This window comes from Aquisalimonas sp. APHAB1-3 (genome assembly GCF_048323695.1).
Classification (GTDB): domain Bacteria; phylum Pseudomonadota; class Gammaproteobacteria; order Nitrococcales; family Aquisalimonadaceae; genus Aquisalimonas.
In genome coordinates, this window is the sequence record NZ_JBLWFT010000002.1 from 211,889 (window position 1) to 231,808 (window position 19,920).

The following is a 19,920-nucleotide window of genomic DNA, read 5'->3' on the forward strand; positions in this document are numbered from 1 at the left end:
TGCCCGGAAATTCAGGAAGACGTCCCGCGGGATGCCTCTCGACCATGTTTCGGAGGACGGGCTCTTGGTCCAGTCGGATTCCCTGAGGCTGCACGGTTTCAACAACCTGACGAAATCGCTCAGCTTTAATATCTACGATATCTGTTATGCGCGGGATGCCCAGCAGCGGCAGCGGTATATCGAGTATATCGACGAGGTCTACAACGCCGAACGGCTGACCCAGATTCTGACCCAGGTGGCGAATATCATCGGCGCAAACATTCTCAACATCGCGCGCCAGGATTACGAGCCCCAGGGTGCCAGCGTGACCCTGCTCATCTCCGAGGAAGAGGAGATCGAGGGCGCCGAAGTGGGCAGTGCGGCCCCGGGGCCCCTGCCGGACACGGTGCTCGCGCACCTGGACAAGAGCCATATCACGGTGCACACGTACCCGGAGACCCATCCGGATCACGGCATCAGCACCTTCCGGGCGGACATCGATGTCTCCACCTGCGGCGTGATCTCACCGCTGAAGGCGCTGAACTTCCTGATCCACTCGTTCGATTCCGATATCGTGACGATGGATTACCGGGTGCGCGGTTTCACGCGCGACGTGGAAGGGCACAAGCACTTCATCGATCACGAGATCAATTCGATCCAGAACTATCTCTCGGACGACACCAAGGCGCAGTATCATCTGATCGACGTGAACGTCTATCAGGAACACATGTTCCACACCAAGATGCTGCTCAAGGAGCCGAAGCTCTCGAATTACCTGTTCGGGGAGTCGGCGGCGGACTTCTCCGAGGAAGACCGGCAGCAGATCCGCATGCAGCTGCGCCGTGAGATGGCCGAGATCTTCTATGGCCGCAACCTGCAGCCCGGGCAGGAAGTCTCCCTTGGGCTCGAGTTCCGCTGATGCGGTCACAGCGTGCGAGGGGATAATGGGTTACTATCAACGCCACGTGTTTGTCTGTACCAACAGCCGCGAACCGGGCAAGGACTGCTGCGCGGCCGATGGTGGCGCTGATGACGCCCGCGGTTATCTCAAGGACCGGGTGCGTGAGCAGGGCATGAACGGCGCCGGCCAGGTGCGTGTGAGCGGCTCGGGTTGCCTGGGTCGCTGCAGTGACGGGCCGGTCATCGTGATCTACCCCGAGGCGACGTGGTACACCTACGTCGACCGGGAGGACCTGGACGAGATCGTTGACCGCCATCTGGGCAGTGGCGAGATCGTTTCCAGACTGCTTGTCGACCCCGACTGACCGGCGCGTGCAATTCGCGGCTTGAACCCGTCGGGGGATTTGGTTACTATCTGCGCCCTTCTTAACAGGACGACGGCGCTCGGAGTGAGTGTGCATGAAGACCTTTAGCGCGAAACCGGCTGAAGTTGAACGCGACTGGTTTGTCGTGGATGCCGACGGCAAAACCCTTGGCCGCCTTGCCACCGAAGTGGCCCGGCGCCTGCGCGGCAAGCATAAGCCGGAGTACACGCCGCACGTGGACACCGGCGACTACATCGTTGTGGTCAATGCCGACAAGATCAAGGTGACCGGCAACAAGGCCACCGACAAGATGTACTACCGCCATACCGGTTTTCCGGGCAACCTGCGCAGCAGGACGTTCGAAAAGCAGCACGGCGAGAAACCGGAGTCCGTGGTGGAAATCGCGGTCAAGGGCATGCTCCCGCGCAACCGCCTGGGCCGCGCGATGGCCAAGAAACTGAAGGTCTACGCGGGTCCGGAGCACCGGCATAACGCGCAGCAGCCCAAGCCGCTGGAGCTTTAAGCCCGCGGAACCAACGATCGGACGGGAACGGCAATGGCAGAAGAGCAGTATTACGGAACCGGTCGCCGCAAGACCTCGCGGGCACGGGTGTTCCTGCGTCGCGGCAGCGGTGAGATTCGCGTCAACGGGCGCACGCTGGAAGAGTATTTCGGCCGCGAAACCGCCCAGATGGTGGTGCGTCAGCCGCTGGAACTCGTGGACGCCCTGGACAAGTTCGACATCAACGTGACTGTCGCCGGCGGCGGCGGGAGTGGTCAGGCCGGCGCCGTGCGCCACGGGCTGACCCGTGCGCTGATCAACTACGACGAAGAGCTGCGCGGCCCGCTGCGCAAGGCCGGCTTCGTCACGCGTGACAGCCGTATGGTGGAGCGGAAGAAGATCGGCCTGCACAAGGCCCGCCGCGCCACGCAGTACAGCAAGCGCTGATCGCGAGACCTGTTTATTGGGGGATCGTCTAGCGGTAGGACTACGGACTCTGACTCCGTCAACCCAGGTTCGAATCCTGGTCCCCCAGCCAACAGCGAAAAGGGCCCCTTTACGGGGCCCTTTTTTTGTTCGACACCTGGCACCTCCACGGCGCCCTGCGAACCAAGGCCAACCGTAGGGCCGCAGGGCGGATCTTCAGATCCGCCGTTATCGGAGAAGCCGGTCCGTATGGCTGCTCTTCGCCCAAAGCGGTAGACTTGAATATCTGCCCGACGCCTTTGCCATGCGCGGCGGTACGGCGTATGGCGGGCCTTCAGGTCCGCCACCATCATCAGCAACCGCGCCACGTGGTATTGTCCCGGGCCATGGACTTCATCCGCTACAACGGCTGCAACACCCTGAGCTTCCGTCAGCTGGACGCGCTGAACGGTTTGCCCAAGGGCAGCACATTCCGGCTCTTCAAACGGTGTGCGGGGCTGCAGGAGGGAGAACACTACTTCTACCTGGCGGCCGGGGAGGCGCCGGAGGCCATCGCCCGGTGGCGCGAGGCGGGTGTGATCTATCCGACGACGGTGAACGTGGTGCTGATCACCGAGGCCGGTTACCGGAAGCTGCAGGCCGCCGGGGATTGATCCCCGCGGCGGCCTGCAGCGCCGGAACGTTCACAGGTCCAGGTCGCGGTCCGTGACGGCGCCATGGCTCGCCGAGGAGACCAGCTTGGCGTACTTGGCGAGCACACCGCGACGGTAGCGCGGTTCCGGCTTCTGCCAGCGCTTGCGGCGCTCCGCCAGCTCCGCGTCGGAGACGTTGAGCTGGAGCAGGTTACGGTCGGCATCAATGGTGATGCTGTCGCCTTCCTCCACCAGGCCGATGGTGCCCCCCACGTAGGCCTCCGGGGCTACATGCCCCACGACCATGCCGTAGGTGCCGCCGGAGAACCGGCCGTCGGTGATGAGCCCCACGTCGTCGCCGAGACCGGCGCCGATGATCGCCGACGTGGGCGAGAGCATCTCGCGCATCCCCGGCCCGCCCTTGGGTCCCTCGTAACGGATCACCAGCACGTCGCCGGCCTTGATCTCGTTGTTGACGATGGCCTCCATGCTCTCCTCTTCGGAGTTGAAGACCCGCGCCGGCCCGGTGATGGACGTCTTCTTCAGCCCGGTGATCTTGGCCACGCCGCCTTCCTCGGCGAGATTGCCCTTGAGTACCGCCAGGTGGCCCTGCTTGTACAGCGGCGCCTCCATGGAGCGGATGATGTCCTGGTCCGCCGGGGCGGTGGCCGGGATCTCCGCCAGCAGCTCGGCGATGGTCTGGCCGGTGATGGTCAGGCAGTCGCCGTGGATGAGTCCCGCTTCCAGCAGCATCTTCATCACCACCGGGGTGCCGCCCACGGCGTGGAACTGGCTGGTGACGTAGGTTCCCGAGGGTTTCAGGTCGCAGAGCACCGGCACCTTGCGGCGGATGGCTTCGACATCGTCGATGGAGAAGTCCACCTCGGCGGCATTGGCGATGGCCAGCAGGTGCAGGACCGCGTTGGTGGAGCCGCCCAGCGCCATGGTCACCGCGAATGCGTTCTCGAATGCCTTGCGCGTCATGATGTCGCGCGGTTTGCGGTCCGCGCGGATGGCCTCCAGCAGCACTTCCGCGGAGCGCGCGGCGGAATCGCCCTTCTCCTTGTCTTCGGCGGACTGGGTGGATGAGCCCATGAGGCTCATGCCCATGGCCTCGAAGGCGCTGGACATGGTGTTGGCGGTGAACATGCCGCCGCAGGAGCCGGCACCGGGGCAGGCGTTCTTCTCCACGCCGGCAAGGTCCTCGTCGCTGAGGTTGCCGGCGGAGTACTGGCCCACCGCCTCGAACACGCTGACGATGGTGAGATCCTCGCCCTTGTAGTGACCGGGCTTGATGGTGCCGCCGTAGACGAAGATGCCGGGAACGTTGATGCGGGCGAGCGCAATCATGGCACCGGGCATGTTTTTGTCGCAGCCGCCCGTGGCGAGAATGCCATCCATGCTCTGCCCGTTTACCACCGTTTCGATGGAGTCGGCGATCACCTCGCGGGAGACCAGCGAGTATTTCATGCCCTCGGTGCCCATGGAGATGCCGTCGGAGATGGTGATAGTGCCGAACTTCTGCGGCATGGCGCCGGCGTCGCGCAGGGCAGTCTCGGCCCGCTCGGCCAGCGCCCCGATGCCCACGTTGCAGGGCGTGATCGTGCTGTGGGCGTTGCCGACGCCGACGATCGGCTTGTTGAAGTCGTCATCGTTGAAGCCCACCGCGCGCAGCATGGCGCGGTTGGGGGCGCGCTTGAAACCCTGCGTGACCGCCTTGCTCCGTTTGTTGTCTGCCATCTCCCGCTCCCTTCGTCTGGTTCGCGTGTTACCGGAAAGCTGCCGTGCGCGACGCATCGTTTCAGCCGCCGCCGAATCCGCCATTGTAGCAGCGCGGCGGCTGTCGTGGAGCCGCCCGTGACAGCCGTTGTTGGACCTGGTGACCTTGGTCTCGGCATACTACGGCGTCGGTGCGTAGCGGAGAGACCCACACTGTGTCAGCAATCACTCCCTGGCAGCGGTACCAGGCCGACCTGGAGCATCCGGATTTCAGCCACGACCCGGCCCAGGAACAGGCGGTCCGGGCGCTGGACGATCTGCATCAGCGGTTGGTGCTTGCAAGCCGGGAGCCGCAACCCCGTGGCGGGCTGCTCAGCCGCATCGGCCTTGGCGCCCGCCCGCGGCAGACATGGCCCCGGGTCAGGGGCCTGTATCTCTGGGGCGGTGTCGGCCGCGGCAAGACCTATCTCGTGGATATTTTCCACGACACGCTGCCCTTTCCCGAAAAGCGGCGGCTCCATTTCCACCGTTTCATGCAACTGGTCCACCACCGGCTGCGCGACCTGGAGCGCGTCCAGGATCCGCTGGACGTGGTCGCCCGGGAGTTCGCGCAGGAAACGCGGGTGCTGTGCTTCGACGAATTCTTCGTGTCGGACATCACCGATGCCATGCTGCTGGGCGGGTTGTTGCGTGGCCTGTTCCGCGAGGGCGTGACCCTGGTGGCCACGTCGAATATCCCCCCGGACGAGCTGTACAGGGACGGACTGCAGCGCGAGCGCTTCCTGCCGGCCATCGACCTCCTCAAGGAGCATACGCAGGTCATGGAGGTGGCGGGCGAGACGGATTACCGGTTGCGGTTCCTGGAGCAGGCAGAACTGTATCACTCACCGCTGGATGAGGCCGCCGAGGAAGTCCTCAACGAAGAGTTCGTCCACCTGGCCCCGCACACCCCCGAGTTCAATACTGAACTGCAGGTTGAGGGGCGCTCGATCCCGGTGCGGGGGCTGGCGGACGATGTGGCCTGGTTCGATTTTTCGGCCATCTGCGACGGCCCGCGCGGGCAGGCGGATTACATCGAACTGGCCCGGACGTTTCACAGCGTGCTGGTCTCCAACGTGCCCGCCATGGACGAGACCCGCGAAAATCAGGCGCGGCGCTTTATCGCCATGGTGGACGAGTTCTATGATCATGGCGTAAAGCTGATCCTGTCAGCCGAGGTGCCGCTGGAGTCGCTCTACCAGGGCAACCGGCTACGGTTCGAGTTCGAACGGACCCGCAGCCGGTTGCAGGAGATGCAGTCCCAGGCCTATCTCGCGGGCGCACACTGGTCCGGTTGAAGGGGCCGCGAAGGAGGTGGCAGGTGTCTGACTTGCTCGATCGCATCCTTGATGCCCACGGCGGGGCAGGCCATTGGGGTGAGGTGCACGCCGTGCTCGCCCGCGCCTCCATGGGAGGCGTGGGCTTTGCATCACGTCTCCAGGGCCAGCCATTGCACGAGGTGGAGGTCACCCTGAATGCAGCCTGGCCGTCCATTACCCTGGCCGACTGGCCCGAGCGTGGACAATCCGCCACTTGTCAGCCAACCCGGGCGTGGATCGAGCGTGCCGATGGCGAACTGGTGACGGAGCGTGGCGCGCCGGGGGCGGCGTTCCGGTCACTGCCGCACGCGCTGTGGTGGGATTATCTGGACCTGCTCTACTACTGCGGCAACATCCTCTGGCAGACGCTCTGCCTCCCCTTCACGCTCGCCCGGGAGGGGTGTGCCCTGCAGGAGCTGCCGCCGGTGGACGTGGGCGGGCAGCGGCTGTATCGCCTGGCGGCGACCTACCCGGCGGATATTCCGACGCTGCGTACCGACCATGTCTTCTACGCCGATGCCACCGGGCTGTTGCAGCGCGTCGACTTTGCACCCCGCTTCACCGGATCTTGGATGCAGGCCACTCAGCTGCTCGAGGCTTACGAGACCGTGTCCGGATTCAACTGTGCAACCCGGTACAGGGTCTATCCTGCCATGCCCGGCGGCCGGGTGGTGCCGCTGGGCCCGCTGAGCTGGATTGATGTTGACGACATCACGTTCGCATGGGCGTGATGTCCGCCTGACAACGGCTGTAGAAGTGTCGATTGGTTCACACAGGTTCCAGGTTTTTGCGCTAAACCCTTGGCAGCGTTTAATGAATCCCGATTGTCCACAGAACCTGTGGATAAGGTTGTGGATGACGCGTTAAAACGGCCCTCTGAATCCCGCGCCGAGCGGCTTTCCCTCAGAATGTCCAAATTTTGAACGCTTTGTTAAAAGACACGAGAAACAACAACCTGTGGCCCCTGCGGGGTGCTTCGGCCCGACACGGCGCCGCCACGTGCGCCGTCGTGTTGGGGCGACGGTCGGGTGTGTATAACTTTCCTGCGCGACAGGCTTCCATGCGCTGATGTCAAGAGGGTAACGGCTCCTTTTCGGCAGGCAGACCCCGAACGATGGTTTGGGGCTACTCGTCCAGCGCCAGTATGTGGGCGGCAACACCGTCTGCAAGGGCCCGCAGGTTGTAGCCCCCTTCCAGTGTGGAGATCACCCAGCCGTTACTGAACCGGTTGGCGACCTCGACGATTTCGCGCGTAGCCCAGGCCAGATCACGCTCATCCAGCTCCATGTTGGCGAGGGGATCGGCGCGGTGGGCGTCGAACCCGGCGGAGATGAACACGAGCTCCGGCCCGAACGCGCGCAGGGCGGGGATGACGTCCTGCCGGAATGCATCACGGAACGTATCCGAGTCGGTCATCGGGGGCAGCGGGACGTTGTGGATGTTCGGGGCACCCGGAATGGGCCCCCGGCCGGTGCCGGGGAACAGCGGATGCTCGTGCGTGGACGCGTAGAACAGGCCGCGGCGGCCGGCGAACATGGTCTGGGTGCCGTTGCCATGGTGGACGTCTATATCCACCACGGCGACCCGTTCCAGGTGATGGGCCGCCTGGGCGTAGGTTGCCGCAACCGCCACGTTGTTGAACAGGCAGAAGCCCATGGCGTGATCGGGTTCGGCGTGATGGCCCGGGGGGCGTACGGCGCAGAAGACCCGCCTGGCATCACCGGCCATGACGCGGTCCACGGCCGCGCACACGGCACCGGCGGCGCGCAGTGCCGCTTCGCCGGAGGCGGGGCAGATCACCGTATCGCCGTCGAGCGCGTCGTATCCCCGGCTGGGAATGGCGGCGAAGGTGCGGTCCACGTAGCCGGCATCGTGCACGCGCAGGAGCTGCTCACGCTCCGCTCGCGGCGCTTCCGCCCAGGTCAGGGTCTCGAAGGGTGACTGACGCAGCCGCGTGAGAACGGCTTCCAGCCGTTGCGCTGACTCCGGGTGCCCCGGGCCGGTGTCGTGCTGAGTACAGCTCTCGTGCGTAATGATCCAGGTCTGCATGAGCGGATGTCGCTCCCCACGTTGCAGGCGGTTTGGGTCTGCGGCGTACTGCCCGTCTACTCTAACAAAGTAGCAGGATTCCCGGGCGCTCAGGCGCGCTCGAAACGGTATAGGGCCACTTCCCCGAGCAGGTTGGGGAACACCCGTGCGAGGCCGTGCTTGCGGTGGGCGTTGTCGATGAACGTGCGCTCGAGGATGCGGATGCCCGTGTCCTCGCACAGCGCTTCGAAGTCCCGGACGGTGCACAGGTGGATGTTGGGGCTGTTGTACCAGTCCAGCGCGGGGTCGCCGCTGACCGGCATACGCCCGCTGAGGGCAAGCCGCAGGCGTGAACGCCAGTGGCCGAGGTTGGAGAAGGTGACGATGCCTTCCCGCCCGACACGCAGCATCTCGTTGAGCAGATGCTCCGGGTACCGGACCGCCTGCAGCGTCTGGGTCATCACCACGTAGTCGAACGACAGCGGGTCGAAATCCTTCAGTCCCTCGTCCAGGTTGGTCTGGATGACGGGGATGTCCTTCTCCACGCAGCTGACGATGTTCTCCGGGGCGATCTCCAGCCCGTAACCGATCACGTCGCGGGTGTCGCGCAGGTAGCGCAGCAGCTGCCCCTCGCCACACCCCAGGTCGAGCACGCGCGTACCGGGGTGGATCCATTCGCTGATCAGGGCCAGTTCCGAGCGCACGCTCATACGTTCGCCTCCTGCGCCACACGATTCATGTACGCCTGGAGCAGGTCCCGGTAGACCGGGATGGGCATGAGAAAGGAGTCATGCCCCTGTGGCGCGACGATCTCTGAATAGGTGACCCGCTTGTTGCCGTCCTGCAGCGCGCGCACGATCTCCCGCGAGCGGCTGGAGGGGAACCGCCAGTCACTGGTGAATGACAGGATAAGGAACGAGGCCGTGACGTGCTTCAGCGCCGCGGCCAGGTTGTCGTCGTAGTTGGCGGCCGGGTCGAAGTAGTCCAGCGCCTTGGTCATGAGCAGGTACGTGTTGGCGTCGAAATGGCGGACGAAGGTCTCTGCCTGATAGCGCAGGTAGCTCTCTACCTCGAACTCGACGTCGTAGTTGAAGTTGATCTTGCCTTCGCGGAGCTCGCGGCCGAACTTGGCCCGCAGCGCGTCCTCGGACAGGTAGGTGATGTGGCCGAGCATGCGTGCCAGGGCGAGCCCGCGCTCCGGCGTGACGCCGTATTCCGAGTACCGGCCTTCGTGGAACTCCGGGTCCCGGAGGATGGCCTGGCGAGCCACCTCGTTGAAGGCGATGTTCTGGGCCGAGAGCTTCGGCGCGGCCGCAATCACCACGCAGTGCCGGGTCCGCTCCGGGAAGTCGATGGCCCATTGCAGCGCCTGCATGCCGCCCAGGCTGCCCCCTACTACGGCGGCCCACTGGTCGATGCCCAGGGCGTCAGCCAGCCGTGCCTGGCTGCGCACCCAGTCGGGGACGGTCACCATGGGGAAGTCGGCGCCGTACAGCGCGCCCGTCTCCGGGTTTGGTGAAACCGGTCCGGTGGACCCCCGGCAGCCGCCCAGGTTGTTGCTGCAGACAATGAAGAAGCGGTTGGTGTCCAGCGGCTTGCCGGGGCCGATGGACGCATCCCACCAGCCGGGTTTGCGGTCGTCGGGCGAGTGGTATCCCGCCGCATGGTGGTCGCCCGACAGCGCATGGGCCACCAGAATGGCGTTGGATGCGTCGGCATTGAGCTCGCCGTACGTCTCGTAGACGAGGTCGTACTCCGGCAGCACCCGACCGCAGTCCAGTTCCAAGGGCTGGTCGAAGTGGAGCGTTTTCGGGGTGACGAGGCCGACGGAGTCAGCTGGGAATTGTTCTGGCATCCGATCCGTAGCGGCTTGCTGTGGAAGAGAACCGAGTCTACTGACGGTCTCCGGGGCCCGCAACCGCCCGGAGACCGTCTGCGCGATGGGGCTGCTCAGAGGAATGCCATGGCCAGGTCTCGCAGCGGCATGACGAACAGCATCTTCGCCAGCTGGATGCCGATCAGCGCCGCGATAGGGGAGAGATCCAGCCCGCCGATGGCCGGAATGATGCGGCGGACCGGCTCCATCACGGGGTTGGCCAGACTGTCGATGATGCCGATGGCCGGATTGTAGTGGCCCGGGTTCACCCAGCTCAGGATCACCCGGATGATGATGACCACCAGAAACACGTTGAGTAGCAGGTTCAGCAGTTCCGCCGCGGAGCGCACGAACAGGAAGCCGGCGCTGACATTGGTGCCATTGATCCAGTACACCAGCGCCAGGGTGCAGAACTGCAGCAACAGCATCAGCACCAGCGCCGAGGTGTCCGCCCGGCCGATCGGCGGCAGCACCCGTCTCAGCGGCTGCAGCGGTGGCTGCGTGATCCGGATCAGGAACTGCGAGATCGGGTTGCTGTAGTCGGCGCGAACCCACTGCAGCAGGAAGCGCAGCATGATGGCGAGTATGTACAGGCCGAACAGGGTGTTGATCAGAAATGCCAGCGGGTCGGTGAGATACTGTCCAGACATGCGCTGCTCCGGTTATGCACGAGCAAGGGCGGCGCGTTGCCGTGCCGCCGGCTCGCGGTTGCGATTCAGTTGTTATTGGTTGCCCAGTTCGTTCCCCAGGGTCTCCGCCCGGTCGGCGGCGGCCTTCAGTGCACGCTCCACGAGCTCGCGTAGTCCGCCGTCCTCGAACGCCTGGATCGCCTGCTCGGTGGTCCCGCCGGGGGAGGTGACCCGCCGGCGCAGGGTGGCCGCGTCCTCGGTGCTTTCCAGCGCCATCTTGGCCGCGCCCAGGGCTGTCTGCAACGTCAGCAGCCGGGCGGTGTCCCTGGGCAGTCCCAGGTCGGCGCCCGCCTGCTCCATGCTCTCCATGAGCAGAAAGAAATAGGCCGGCCCGCTCCCGGAAACCGCCGTGACGGCGTTCATCTGGCTTTCGTCATCCAGCCAGCAGGTGAGCCCCACGGCGCGCATGAGCGACTCCGCCAGGCTGCGCTGCTCGGCGGACGTGGCAGGGTTGGCGTACAGGGCCGTGGCGCCCGTCTGCACCAGCGAGGGGGTGTTGGGCATGACCCGCACTACCGGCAGGCCGTCGCCGAGCCAGCGCGACAGGTCCGATTCGCGGATGCCGGCGGCGATGGAGATCACCACGGCGCCGGTGCGCGCGAGCTGTGGCGCCAGCTCCGTGGCAACGTCGCGGATGACCTGGGGTTTCACCGCCAGCACGACCCCGTCGGCGTCGGCCACGGCCTCGCTGTTGTCGCCGGTGACCGCGACGCCAAACGTCGCCGCCAGATTTCCGCGCTGCTCCGGGTCCGGCTCCGCGACACGGATCCGGTCGGCCGGGAAGCCGTCGGCAATCAGTCCGCCGATGAGGCTGCGTGCCATGTTGCCGCCGCCGATGAACGCTATGGTCTTGTTATCCATGGTGAACGGGCCTCCTTGGTGGTCACGTCGTCGCCGGGTAATCCCGGGGGCCGAAGATGTCGGTCCCGACCCGGACCATGGTGCTGCCCTCGGCGACGGCTGCTTCCAGGTCGCCGGACATGCCCATGGACAGGGTATCCAGTTCCAGTCCGCGGTGCTGCAGCGCCTCCAGCAACTCCCGCAGCGCGCGGAACGGTGCCCGCTGGGCGTCGAAATCCCCGGCAGGCGCCGGAATGCACATCAGGCCACGCAGGCGCAGCCGCGGCAAACCGGCCACGGCATCGGCCAGCGCCGGCACGTCCTGCGGGTCGACGCCGGACTTGCTCTCCTCTCCGCTCACGTTGACCTGCAGGCAGACGTTGAGCGGGGGCAGGCCCTCGGGGCGCTGCTCCGACAGGCGCCGTGCGATCTTCTCCCGCTCCACACTGTGAACCCAGTCAAAGTGTGGCGCCACGTGTTTTGTTTTATTCGACTGCAGAGGCCCGATGAAATGCCACTCCGCTCTGGCGTCCGACCCCAGGGCGTCCTGCTTGTCACGGGCCTCCTGGACATAGTTCTCGCCGAACGCGGCCTGGCCCGCGGCCATGGCGTCACGGACGGCTTCTGCCGCTTTTGTCTTGCTGACGGCCAGCAGGGTGACGCTGCCGTCGGCCCGTCCGTACTGCGCCTCAGCGGCGCGGATTCGGGCCTGCACGCTTGCGAGGCGTTCAGCGATCTCGGTCATGTTGCCTGGTTCCGGTCATCACTGTAGGTTGATCGGTCATGGCCTGTGCACGCGGTCGCTGGCTGCGCCAACCGGAACAGATAATCAGCGCAAAGGATGCCCGATGGATATTGCCGACCTGCTCGCCTTTGGCGTCAAGAACAACGCCTCGGATCTGCACCTGTCGGCGGGATTGCCGCCAATGATACGTGTGGACGGTGACGTGCGTCGAATCAACCTGCCTGCGATGGATCACCAGCAGGTGCACGGCCTGATCTACGACATCATGAACGACAAGCAGCGGCGGGATTACGAGGAGTTTCTGGAGACCGACTTCTCCTTCGAGATCCCCAATCTTGCCCGCTTCCGCGTCAACGTCTACAACCAGAACCGGGGCGCGGCTGCCGTCTTTCGTACCATTCCCTCCACCGTGCTGACCCTGGAGGAGCTGAACGCGCCGCAGGTGTTCCGGGACATCTCCGACAACCCCCGCGGGCTGGTGCTCGTCACGGGGCCGACCGGTTCGGGGAAGTCCACCACGCTGGCGGCGATGCTCAACTACAAGAACGAGAACTACCACGAGCACATCCTCACCATCGAGGACCCCATCGAGTTCGTTCACGACTCCAGGAAGTCGCTAGTGAACCAGCGCGAAGTGCACCGGGATACCCTCGGGTTCTCCGAAGCGCTGCGCTCGGCGCTGCGTGAAGACCCGGACGTGGTGCTCGTGGGCGAGCTGCGCGACCTGGAGACCATCCGACTTGCGCTGACTGCGGCCGAGACCGGCCATCTGGTCTTTGGCACGCTGCACACCAGCTCCGCCGCCAAGACCATCGACCGCATCATCGACGTATTCCCCGCCGCGGAGAAATCCATGGTGCGCTCCATGCTTTCGGAATCCCTGCGCGCGGTGATTTCGCAGTCGCTGCTGAAGAAGACCGGCGGCGGGCGGGTGGCGGCCCACGAGATCATGATCGGCACCGCCGCCATCCGCAACCTCATCCGCGAGGACAAGGTCGCGCAGATGTACTCATCCATCCAGACCGGGCAGGCCCAGGGCATGCAGACGCTGGATCAGTGCCTGCAGCAGCTCCTCAAGCAGGGGCTGATCAGCAAGCAGGACGCCCGCAACAAGGCCGCCAACAAGGACCTGTTCGCCTAGGCCCAGGGAGATCGCAATGGACTTCAACGCCCTGCTCGAGTTCATGGTCAACAAGAAGGCCTCGGATCTGTTCATCACGGCCGGCATGCCGCCGTCCATGAAGATCGCCGGCCGCATCGCGCCGGTGACCAAGGGCAAGCTGTCGCCGGATCAGGCGCGCCAGTTGGTGCTTGCCATCATGACGGACGCGCAGCGACGGGAGTTCGAGGGCAGCCGGGAATGCAACTTCGCCATCAGCGCCAAGGGCCTGGGGCGTTTCCGCGTCAGCGCCTTCTACCAGCGCAACCACGCCGGTATGGTCCTGCGCCGGATCGAGACCACCATACCGCAGCTTGATGAACTGGGCCTGCCGCCGATTCTGCGCGATCTCGCCATGACCCAGCGGGGCCTTGTGATGTTCGTTGGCGCCACCGGCACGGGTAAATCCACCTCGCTGGCGTCCATGATCGGTCACCGCAACCAGAGCAGCACCGGGCACATCGTTACCATCGAGGACCCCATCGAGTTCATCCACCAGCACCAGGGCTGCATCATTACCCAGCGCGAGGTGGGCATTGATACCGACTCCTTCGAGGTGGCGCTGAAGAACACCCTGCGCCAGGCGCCGGACGTCATCCTCATCGGCGAGATCCGTACCCGCGAGACCATGGACTACGCCATCGCCTTTGCCGAGACCGGCCATCTCTGCCTGGCCACTCTGCACGCCAATAACGCGAACCAGGCCATGGACCGGATCGTCAACTTCTTCCCGCCCGAGCGGCAGAACCAGCTGTTCATGGACCTCTCCCTGAACCTCAAGGGCGTGGTGGCCCAGCAGCTGGTGCCGACCCCGGACGGCAGCGGACGTGTGCCGGCGATCGAGGTGCTGCTGGGAACGCCGCTGGTGCAGGACAAGCTGCGCGCCGGCGAGGTGCATGAGCTCAAGGACATCATGAAGCGCTCCAACGAGCACGGCATGCAGACCTTCGACCAGCACCTTTACCGGCTGTATCAGGAAGGCCGGATCACCTACGACGACGCCATCCGTTACGCCGACTCCGCCAACGAAGTCCGCCTGCAGGCGAAGCTCGGTGCCGAGGATCGTGAGCAGCAGTACTCTGCAGCCGCGGACGACATGCGCCTGGCGGACGACGACCGCTAAGCCGTCGGCAGGCGGTCCCACCATGGATGGGCTTGTTCCAGCTGGGCCGCCAGGCGGAGCAGCCTGCTTTCGCCGCCCACCGGCGCCATGAAATGACTCCCCACGGGCAGGCCGTCATCGCTCCAGTGCAGCGGTACCGACATGGCCGGTGTTCCGGTGAGGTTGGCCAGTTGCGTGAAGGGCGTGCGCGCCAGGCTGCGGAAGGCGAGCTTGTCCACCACCCCCGTTTTCATGAGCAGCCGCCCGGCGTTCAGACGAAGCAGCGGGCGCAGGGCGAGCTGTTCGCTGCGGGGCGTCTCCAGCTCGCCGATGCGTGCCGGAAGAGCGGCGGTCGCGGGTGTCAGGTACAGATCGTGGTCCTGGAAGAAGCGCCCCAGGGCGCGGCCGAAGGTGTTCCACTGCTGGTGCGCCCTCACGTACTCCCCGCTGTTGAGCGCGCGGCCGAGCATCGCCAGCGCGCGTGTGTCCAGTTCGAAATCGCCCGGGCGGCCATCGGCCACCATGGCCGCCACCTGGCCGAAGTAGAGGGTCAGGTAGCAGCGTGCCAGTGCCATGCCGTCGATCGCCGGCTCCGCCTCCTCCACCGTGTGGCCGAGGTCCTCGAGTTGCCGGGCAGTGTTCTCCGCTGCCTGCCGGCAGGCGGGGTCGACCTCCGCGCCGATGGGCGAGCGCGTGCTGAAGGCGATCCGCAAGCGGCCGGGGGCGTGTTGCAGTTCCTCGCTGTAGGGGCGCTCCGGGGGGGCGACGTGGAACGGCGCACCGGCGTCCGGCCCCGCCAGGACGTCGAGCATGCGGGCACTGTCGCGAACGCTGCGGGTGAGCACGTGGTCGCTGGATGCCCCTTCCCAGATCTCGTGGAATCGCGGGCCTGCGGGCACACGCCCGCGCCCCGGGCGTAAGCCGAACAGACCGCAGTAGGCTGCCGGTATGCGGATGGAGCCGCCCCCGTCATTGGCGCCCGCCATGGGGACGATGCCCGCGGCGACGGCAGCGGCCGAGCCGCCGCTGGAGCCGCCGGGCGTCCGGTCGCGGTCCCACGGATTGCGAGTCGCCCCGAACGTTCTGTTCTCGGTGATCCCTTTCAGCCCCAGTTCCGGCGTATTGGTCTTGCCGAACAGCACCAGCCCGGCGTCGTCGGCGCGGCGAACAAAGGTGGAATCCTCCGCGACCGGGCTTCGGGCGAACGCCCGGCTCCCCATGCTGGTGGGTTCGCCGCCCACGTCCTGGGCCAGATCCTTCACCAGGAAGGGCACCCCGGCGAACGGTCCGGCCAGCGGCGCCTCCAGGCGTCGCTGCGCACGTTCGGGGAGCGCGCGGTTGATGGCGTTGAGCCGCGTGCCCGTGGCCTCCGCACGCTCCGTGGCCATACGGAGCAGTTCCGCCGGGGTGACCTCGCCCTTGCTGACGTATTGCGCCAGGGCCGTGGCATCATGATGCCGGTATTCGTCGAAATTCATGTGCAGTCCTTTTCAGCCAACGAACGGGGGTCCTCAATGGGCGCGAGCGAAGCACCGGGACGACAGGATTACGTGTTCTTCCGCAGTATTACCACCCGCTGGATGGATAATGACGTCTACGGGCACGTGAACAACGTGACCTACTATTCGTACTTCGATACCGCCGTAAACCACTATCTCATCGAGGAGGGTGGCCTGGACATCCATGGCGGGTCGGTGGTGGGCCTGGTGGTCAGCTCCAGTTGCAGCTACCACCGCCCCATCGCGTTCCCGGACCCGGTCGAGGCCGGCCTGCGGGTGGACCGCCTGGGCAACAGCTCCGTGCAGTACGGCGTGGGGATATTTCGTGCGGGCGACGCGGCCCTCTGCGCCCACGGCCAGTTCGTCCACGTCTTCGTGGATCGCGCCGAGAATCGCTCGGTGCCCATTCCGGGGTCGCTGCGCGCGGCACTCGAGCGCTTGCAGGTTCCCACCGGGTAGATTCGGTGGGAGGATGGGAGTCCGTTTCGGGTGCGGCAGTCGGTCGCGGGAGGTCTTGATGCGTTGCGGGGTGTATCGCCGGGGTTTCGCCCTGGCCCTGATGGTCGTCCTGGTTACCGTGTTGAACGGGGCTCACGCCCGCGACCTGGCCATGGATCCGGACGACATGGTGCCCGTGGAACTGGCGACGATCGGCGTGGATCGCGCCGGCGGCACACCGCTGGTGCTCCTGCGGGAGCCGGAGTCCGGCGATGTGGTTCCCATCCGTATCGGGCTGGCCGAGGCGCGGGCCATTCTCATGGCGCAGCAGGACGTGCCGGTGCCGCGACCGCAGACGCACGATCTCATCGGCAACGTCTTCGAAGGCCTCGACGCAACGCTTGAGCGGGTGCTGGTGGACAACCTCTCCGACGGCATCTACTACGGCATGCTGGAGCTCAGCGTTGCCGGGCGCGGGGAGCCCGTGCTCGTGGATTCGCGTCCCAGCGACGCCCTTGCCCTGGCGGTGCGCAGCGGTGCGCGCATTCTGGTGTCGCCGGAGATCCTGCAGGCGGGGCAGGATCTCGAGTATGAAGGCATCGAGGACGATCAGGTGGTTACCGCGCTGGGGATTACGGTTGTCGAGGCAACGGACGATCTCCGGGATGCGCTGGATATCGGCGACCAGGCCGGTGTTATCGTCAGCGGGGTGCGTGGCCACGCCGCTCACGTGGGCCTGAGGGAGGGCAGTCTCATCATTGCCGTGAATGACGAGACGCCGGAGACACCCATGGAGTTTCTGGATCTCGTGCGTGAGACGCCGTCCGGCGAGCGGGCGCGGATCCGTTACCTGGATCAGGGTGAGGAACAGGAGATCGAGGTTCCCACCGATGTTCCGGATCGGCGGCGGGACGAGGGCATTACCCTCTGACCCGCTGCGCGCCGGTCCTGGCGCCTGTGCGTGTCAGGATCGGCTCTCCAGCTTGCCGAACCGCTTGTCCAGTACCTTTTCCAGCCGGTCCGCGGCGCCGGATGCCGCGTCGTAGGCATTCTCCGACAGATGCTCCGCAGCCACCGGATCCAGTCCGCGGGGGCGTGCTTCCAGCTTGCACTGCTTGTTGATGCCGCCTTTCGGCCCGTTGACGTCGGTGAAATACGCCTCGATGCGGGTGAGGCGGTCACCGAAGCGCCGTTCGATGGTTTCCAGGCGCTGCCGGAGGTGCGCCTCCAGTGCCTCCGAAACCGTGACTCCCTGGGCCGGATTGATCTGCAGATGCATTGTCACAACTCCTCGCGTCGTCTCTGCCTGTATAAGGATCTGGCGCAAGCCGCGGTGTTTTTCAAGGGGGGGCCTGGCCCGGGAACCGTCCCGGGGCCAGGTCGATCGCCATGCGCCTGGGTCAGGCGTTGGCGGCGGGGCGGTGCTCCGCTTCACCGTGGGACGGCAGCGCCGTGGAGCCGAAGTACTCGTCCGCGGTGAACACGTCCACCTCAATGGCGGCCATGGCGGCATCGTTGGCCTGCTGCAGCTGCCGGCCCTCCGTCTCCGTGATTACGCCCGTCTCCCGTGCTTCGGCGATGATCTCGTAGGCCAGCCCGCGGGACAGCTTCCGCTGCTTCTGCGCCTTCTGGATCTTGGCCATGATCGGCTGCGCCTCCTGGTGCAGCCGGAACGCCTTCAGCAGTCGGCCGGCGCCCGGGGCGCTCTCCGATGCCCGTGCGACGCCGTTGGTAATGCGCCGGTACTGGTCGTTGAGCGCCTGGATGGCAGCGGCCGTGGGGGCGATCAGCTTGTCGCTGGGCCCCTGGGAGAGCGGGTTGATCCGCAGGAAAAAGGCTGCCGGCTTGCGCAGCCACCATCCCACCACCGGGGCGTCGAAGTTCGCGTGGATGCCTTCGAATGCCTCCTGGATCTTCGCCAGAGCGTGCTCACAGGCGTACTGCACCACCGGCAGGTCCTCGTCCTTACGGCCTTCGGCTTCGAAGCGGCGTAGCGCGGACAGGGCCAGCACCTGCCAGGTGAGGGCGTCGGCGAAGCGGCCGGTGAGGTTGCCCTTGGCCTTGAGCTTGCCGCCGATGAAGTACATGGCCAGATCGGTGAGCAGTGCGAAACGGGACGACGCCCAGGCCAGCCGGCGGTAGTAGGTGGCCGTCGGGCCGGACACAGGGCTGCCGGCACTGAATCCGCGGGTGAGGCCGCGCACCTTGGTGCGGCCCCAGTTGCTCGCGGTGTGGCCGAGCCAGCCCAGTAGCCGCTGCCGGAACGCCGTGGCATCGCCGTCCTCGATGGCCTTGACCAGTGGCAGGGCGTAGGGATGGCAGCGGGTCGCCCCCTGACCGAAGATGATCAGGGTCCGGGTCATGATGTTGGCGCCTTCCACGGTAATGCCCACAGGGGCACCGTGGTAGCCGGAGGCGAGGATGTTGTTCGGTCCCTGCATGACGCCGGCGCCGGAGAAGACATCCATGCCGTCGGTGAGCAGCCGCTGTACCATTTCCGTGCTGCTGGACTTCAGCAGCGCCGAGATCACCGGCGGCTGTTCGCCGCCGTCGATGGCGGAGCAGGAGTACACCCGCGCCCCCTCGAACATGTAGGCCATGGCGGCGATGCCTGCCACCTTGTCCTGCACGCCCTCCATCAGCCCGATGGGGATGCCGAACTGGTGACGCACCATGGAGTAGGCACCGGTCACCGCGGCAGTGGATTTGATGCCGCCGATGGCGCCCGCGGGCAGGGAGATGGCGCGACCGCCCGCGAGCTGCTCCATGAGCATGCGCCAGCCCTGGCCGGCGTACTCGGCACCGCCGATAATCTGATCCGGCGAGCATACGACATTTTCTCCGATGATCGGGCCATTGTAGAAGCCCTCGCCCACCGGCATGTGGTGGTCACCGTTGTGCAGGCCGTGCGTGCCCTTGTGCAGCATCACCACGGTGATGCCCGGGTACTCGCCCTTGCCCAGCAGGTTGTCCGGGTCGTGCATCTGGAACGCCAGGGAGATGAGGTTCGCCACCGGCGCCAGGGTGATGTAGCGCTTGCGGAAGTTCAGTCGGATCTTCACCTCGCCGGCGTCGTCCTTGAAGACTTCCCCTTCGGCCTTGATGGAGGCGGCGTCGGAGCCGGCGGTGGGTTCGGTTAGCCCGAAGCAAGGCACGTACTCGCCACTGGCCAGGCGCGGCAGGTAGTGGTCCTTCTGCGCGTCGGTGCCGTAGTGCTTGAGCAGCTCGGCTGCGCCCAGCGAGTTCGGGATCACCACGAAGGTGCCCACCGTGGACGAATAGCTGTTGACCTTGGCCATGATCGAGGAGACCGCGAGGGTGGAAAACCCCTTGCCGCCGTACTCCCGGGGAATGATCATCCCCATGAAGCCCTGCTTCTTGATGAACTCGACGGCGTCGTCGGGCGCGCGGCGGGTGCGGGCCACCTCGTAGGTGTCGATCATCTGGCAGAGCTCTTCAGCCGGCCCGTCGAGGAAGGCCTGCTCCTCGTCCGAGAGCTGATTGTAGGACTCGGCCATCATGCCCTTGAAATCCGGGTTGCCGGAGAAGAGCTGGCCATCGATCCAGACCGTGCCGGCCTCCAGGGCCTGGCGCTCGGTGTCGGAGATGCGCGGCAGCATGTTCTTGGCGCGCATGACGTTCATCAGTGCAGAAAACATAATC

21 protein-coding genes and 1 tRNA gene are annotated in these 19,920 nt (G+C 65.7%); 12 read left to right on the forward strand and 10 right to left on the reverse strand.

Annotated elements, in window-relative coordinates; translation table 11 throughout:
- The first annotated feature begins 64 nt into the window (after positions 1–64).
- The 6 genes from speD (at position 65) to ACNSTU_RS06245 (ending at position 2,825) form a co-directional block, all read left to right on the forward strand.
- Positions 65–898, forward strand: coding sequence for an adenosylmethionine decarboxylase (speD, locus tag ACNSTU_RS06220; protein ID WP_418212175.1), 834 nt, complete (start codon positions 65–67; stop codon positions 896–898).
- A gap of 25 nt (positions 899–923) precedes the next feature.
- Positions 924–1,244, forward strand: coding sequence for a (2Fe-2S) ferredoxin domain-containing protein (locus ACNSTU_RS06225; RefSeq protein ID WP_290630960.1), 321 nt, complete (start codon positions 924–926; stop codon positions 1,242–1,244).
- 94 nt (positions 1,245–1,338) lie between these two features.
- Positions 1,339–1,767, forward strand: coding sequence for a 50S ribosomal protein L13 (gene rplM / locus ACNSTU_RS06230; protein WP_290630958.1), 429 nt, complete (start codon positions 1,339–1,341; stop codon positions 1,765–1,767).
- A 33-nt stretch (positions 1,768–1,800) separates the two neighbouring features.
- On the forward strand, positions 1,801–2,193 hold the full coding sequence (rpsI, locus tag ACNSTU_RS06235) for a 30S ribosomal protein S9 (protein ID WP_091643806.1): 393 nt from the start codon (positions 1,801–1,803) through the stop codon (positions 2,191–2,193).
- Between the two features lie 17 nt (positions 2,194–2,210).
- Positions 2,211–2,284 (forward strand) — tRNA-Gln (locus tag ACNSTU_RS06240).
- A 211-nt stretch (positions 2,285–2,495) separates the two neighbouring features.
- Complete coding sequence (locus ACNSTU_RS06245) at positions 2,496–2,825, forward strand: hypothetical protein (protein ID WP_290630954.1); 330 nt, start codon at positions 2,496–2,498, stop codon at positions 2,823–2,825.
- A gap of 30 nt (positions 2,826–2,855) precedes the next feature.
- On the opposite strand, the gene ilvD is transcribed toward ACNSTU_RS06245, so the two are convergent.
- Positions 2,856–4,544, reverse strand: coding sequence for a dihydroxy-acid dehydratase (gene ilvD / locus ACNSTU_RS06250; protein WP_290630952.1), 1,689 nt, complete (start codon positions 4,542–4,544; stop codon positions 2,856–2,858).
- A gap of 203 nt (positions 4,545–4,747) precedes the next feature.
- On the opposite strand from ilvD, the gene zapE reads away from it, so the two are divergent.
- Positions 4,748–5,860, forward strand: coding sequence for a cell division protein ZapE (gene zapE, locus ACNSTU_RS06255; RefSeq protein WP_290630977.1), 1,113 nt, complete (start codon positions 4,748–4,750; stop codon positions 5,858–5,860).
- Positions 5,861–5,883: 23 nt separating this feature from the next.
- Positions 5,884–6,612 (forward strand): hypothetical protein, encoded by a 729-nt coding sequence (locus ACNSTU_RS06260; protein WP_290630950.1) that lies wholly within the window; start codon positions 5,884–5,886, stop codon positions 6,610–6,612.
- Between the two features lie 394 nt (positions 6,613–7,006).
- Here ACNSTU_RS06260 and ACNSTU_RS06265 read toward each other — a convergent pair whose 3' ends face one another.
- The 6 genes from ACNSTU_RS06265 to ACNSTU_RS06290 form a co-directional block, all read right to left on the reverse strand.
- Positions 7,007–7,930 carry a histone deacetylase family protein gene (locus ACNSTU_RS06265; protein WP_290630948.1) on the reverse strand — a complete coding sequence of 308 codons (924 nt, stop codon included), beginning with the start codon at positions 7,928–7,930 and terminating at the stop codon, positions 7,007–7,009.
- An 89-nt stretch (positions 7,931–8,019) separates the two neighbouring features.
- A complete protein-coding gene (gene metW / locus ACNSTU_RS06270) occupies positions 8,020–8,613 on the reverse strand; it encodes a methionine biosynthesis protein MetW (RefSeq protein ID WP_290630975.1) in 594 nt (197 codons plus the stop codon).
- A gap of 2 nt (positions 8,614–8,615) precedes the next feature.
- Positions 8,616–9,764: a homoserine O-succinyltransferase MetX gene (gene metX / locus ACNSTU_RS06275; protein WP_290630946.1), complete on the reverse strand. Its 1,149-nt coding sequence runs from the start codon at positions 9,762–9,764 to the stop codon at positions 8,616–8,618.
- A 95-nt stretch (positions 9,765–9,859) separates the two neighbouring features.
- Positions 9,860–10,435 (reverse strand): YggT family protein, encoded by a 576-nt coding sequence (locus tag ACNSTU_RS06280; protein WP_290630944.1) that lies wholly within the window; start codon positions 10,433–10,435, stop codon positions 9,860–9,862.
- Between the two features lie 72 nt (positions 10,436–10,507).
- On the reverse strand, positions 10,508–11,335 hold the full coding sequence (proC, locus tag ACNSTU_RS06285) for a pyrroline-5-carboxylate reductase (protein ID WP_290630942.1): 828 nt from the start codon (positions 11,333–11,335) through the stop codon (positions 10,508–10,510).
- 22 nt (positions 11,336–11,357) lie between these two features.
- Positions 11,358–12,059, reverse strand: coding sequence for a YggS family pyridoxal phosphate-dependent enzyme (locus ACNSTU_RS06290; protein ID WP_290630940.1), 702 nt, complete (start codon positions 12,057–12,059; stop codon positions 11,358–11,360).
- Positions 12,060–12,162: 103 nt separating this feature from the next.
- On the opposite strand from ACNSTU_RS06290, the gene ACNSTU_RS06295 reads away from it, so the two are divergent.
- Together ACNSTU_RS06295 and ACNSTU_RS06300 are read left to right on the forward strand one after the other, a co-directional pair.
- Positions 12,163–13,200: a type IV pilus twitching motility protein PilT gene (locus ACNSTU_RS06295; protein WP_290637536.1), complete on the forward strand. Its 1,038-nt coding sequence runs from the start codon at positions 12,163–12,165 to the stop codon at positions 13,198–13,200.
- Between the two features lie 16 nt (positions 13,201–13,216).
- Complete coding sequence (locus ACNSTU_RS06300) at positions 13,217–14,341, forward strand: PilT/PilU family type 4a pilus ATPase (RefSeq protein ID WP_418212176.1); 1,125 nt, start codon at positions 13,217–13,219, stop codon at positions 14,339–14,341.
- Here ACNSTU_RS06300 and ACNSTU_RS06305 read toward each other — a convergent pair.
- A complete protein-coding gene (locus ACNSTU_RS06305; RefSeq protein WP_418212177.1) occupies positions 14,338–15,798 on the reverse strand; it encodes an amidase in 1,461 nt (486 codons plus the stop codon). The two genes, ACNSTU_RS06300 and ACNSTU_RS06305, sit on opposite strands and share 4 nt — an antisense overlap.
- A gap of 36 nt (positions 15,799–15,834) precedes the next feature.
- Between ACNSTU_RS06305 and ACNSTU_RS06310 the strand changes: the two genes are divergently transcribed.
- Positions 15,835–16,278 carry an acyl-CoA thioesterase gene (locus ACNSTU_RS06310; RefSeq protein ID WP_418212178.1) on the forward strand — a complete coding sequence of 148 codons (444 nt, stop codon included), beginning with the start codon at positions 15,835–15,837 and terminating at the stop codon, positions 16,276–16,278.
- Between the two features lie 58 nt (positions 16,279–16,336).
- The gene (locus ACNSTU_RS06315; RefSeq protein WP_418212179.1) at positions 16,337–17,188 is read left to right on the forward strand and encodes a bifunctional nuclease domain-containing protein; all 852 of its coding nucleotides are present in this window, start codon (positions 16,337–16,339) and stop codon (positions 17,186–17,188) included.
- 33 nt (positions 17,189–17,221) lie between these two features.
- Here the strand turns inward: ACNSTU_RS06315 and ACNSTU_RS06320 are convergent, their stop codons facing one another.
- Both ACNSTU_RS06320 and ACNSTU_RS06325 read right to left on the reverse strand, forming a co-directional pair.
- Entirely contained in the window at positions 17,222–17,536 is a 315-nt protein-coding gene (locus ACNSTU_RS06320) for an HPF/RaiA family ribosome-associated protein (protein WP_418212180.1), read from the reverse strand.
- Between the two features lie 121 nt (positions 17,537–17,657).
- The gene (locus ACNSTU_RS06325) at positions 17,658–19,916 is read right to left on the reverse strand and encodes an acyl-CoA dehydrogenase (RefSeq protein WP_290637334.1); all 2,259 of its coding nucleotides are present in this window, start codon (positions 19,914–19,916) and stop codon (positions 17,658–17,660) included.
- Positions 19,917–19,920: the final 4 nt, after the last annotated feature.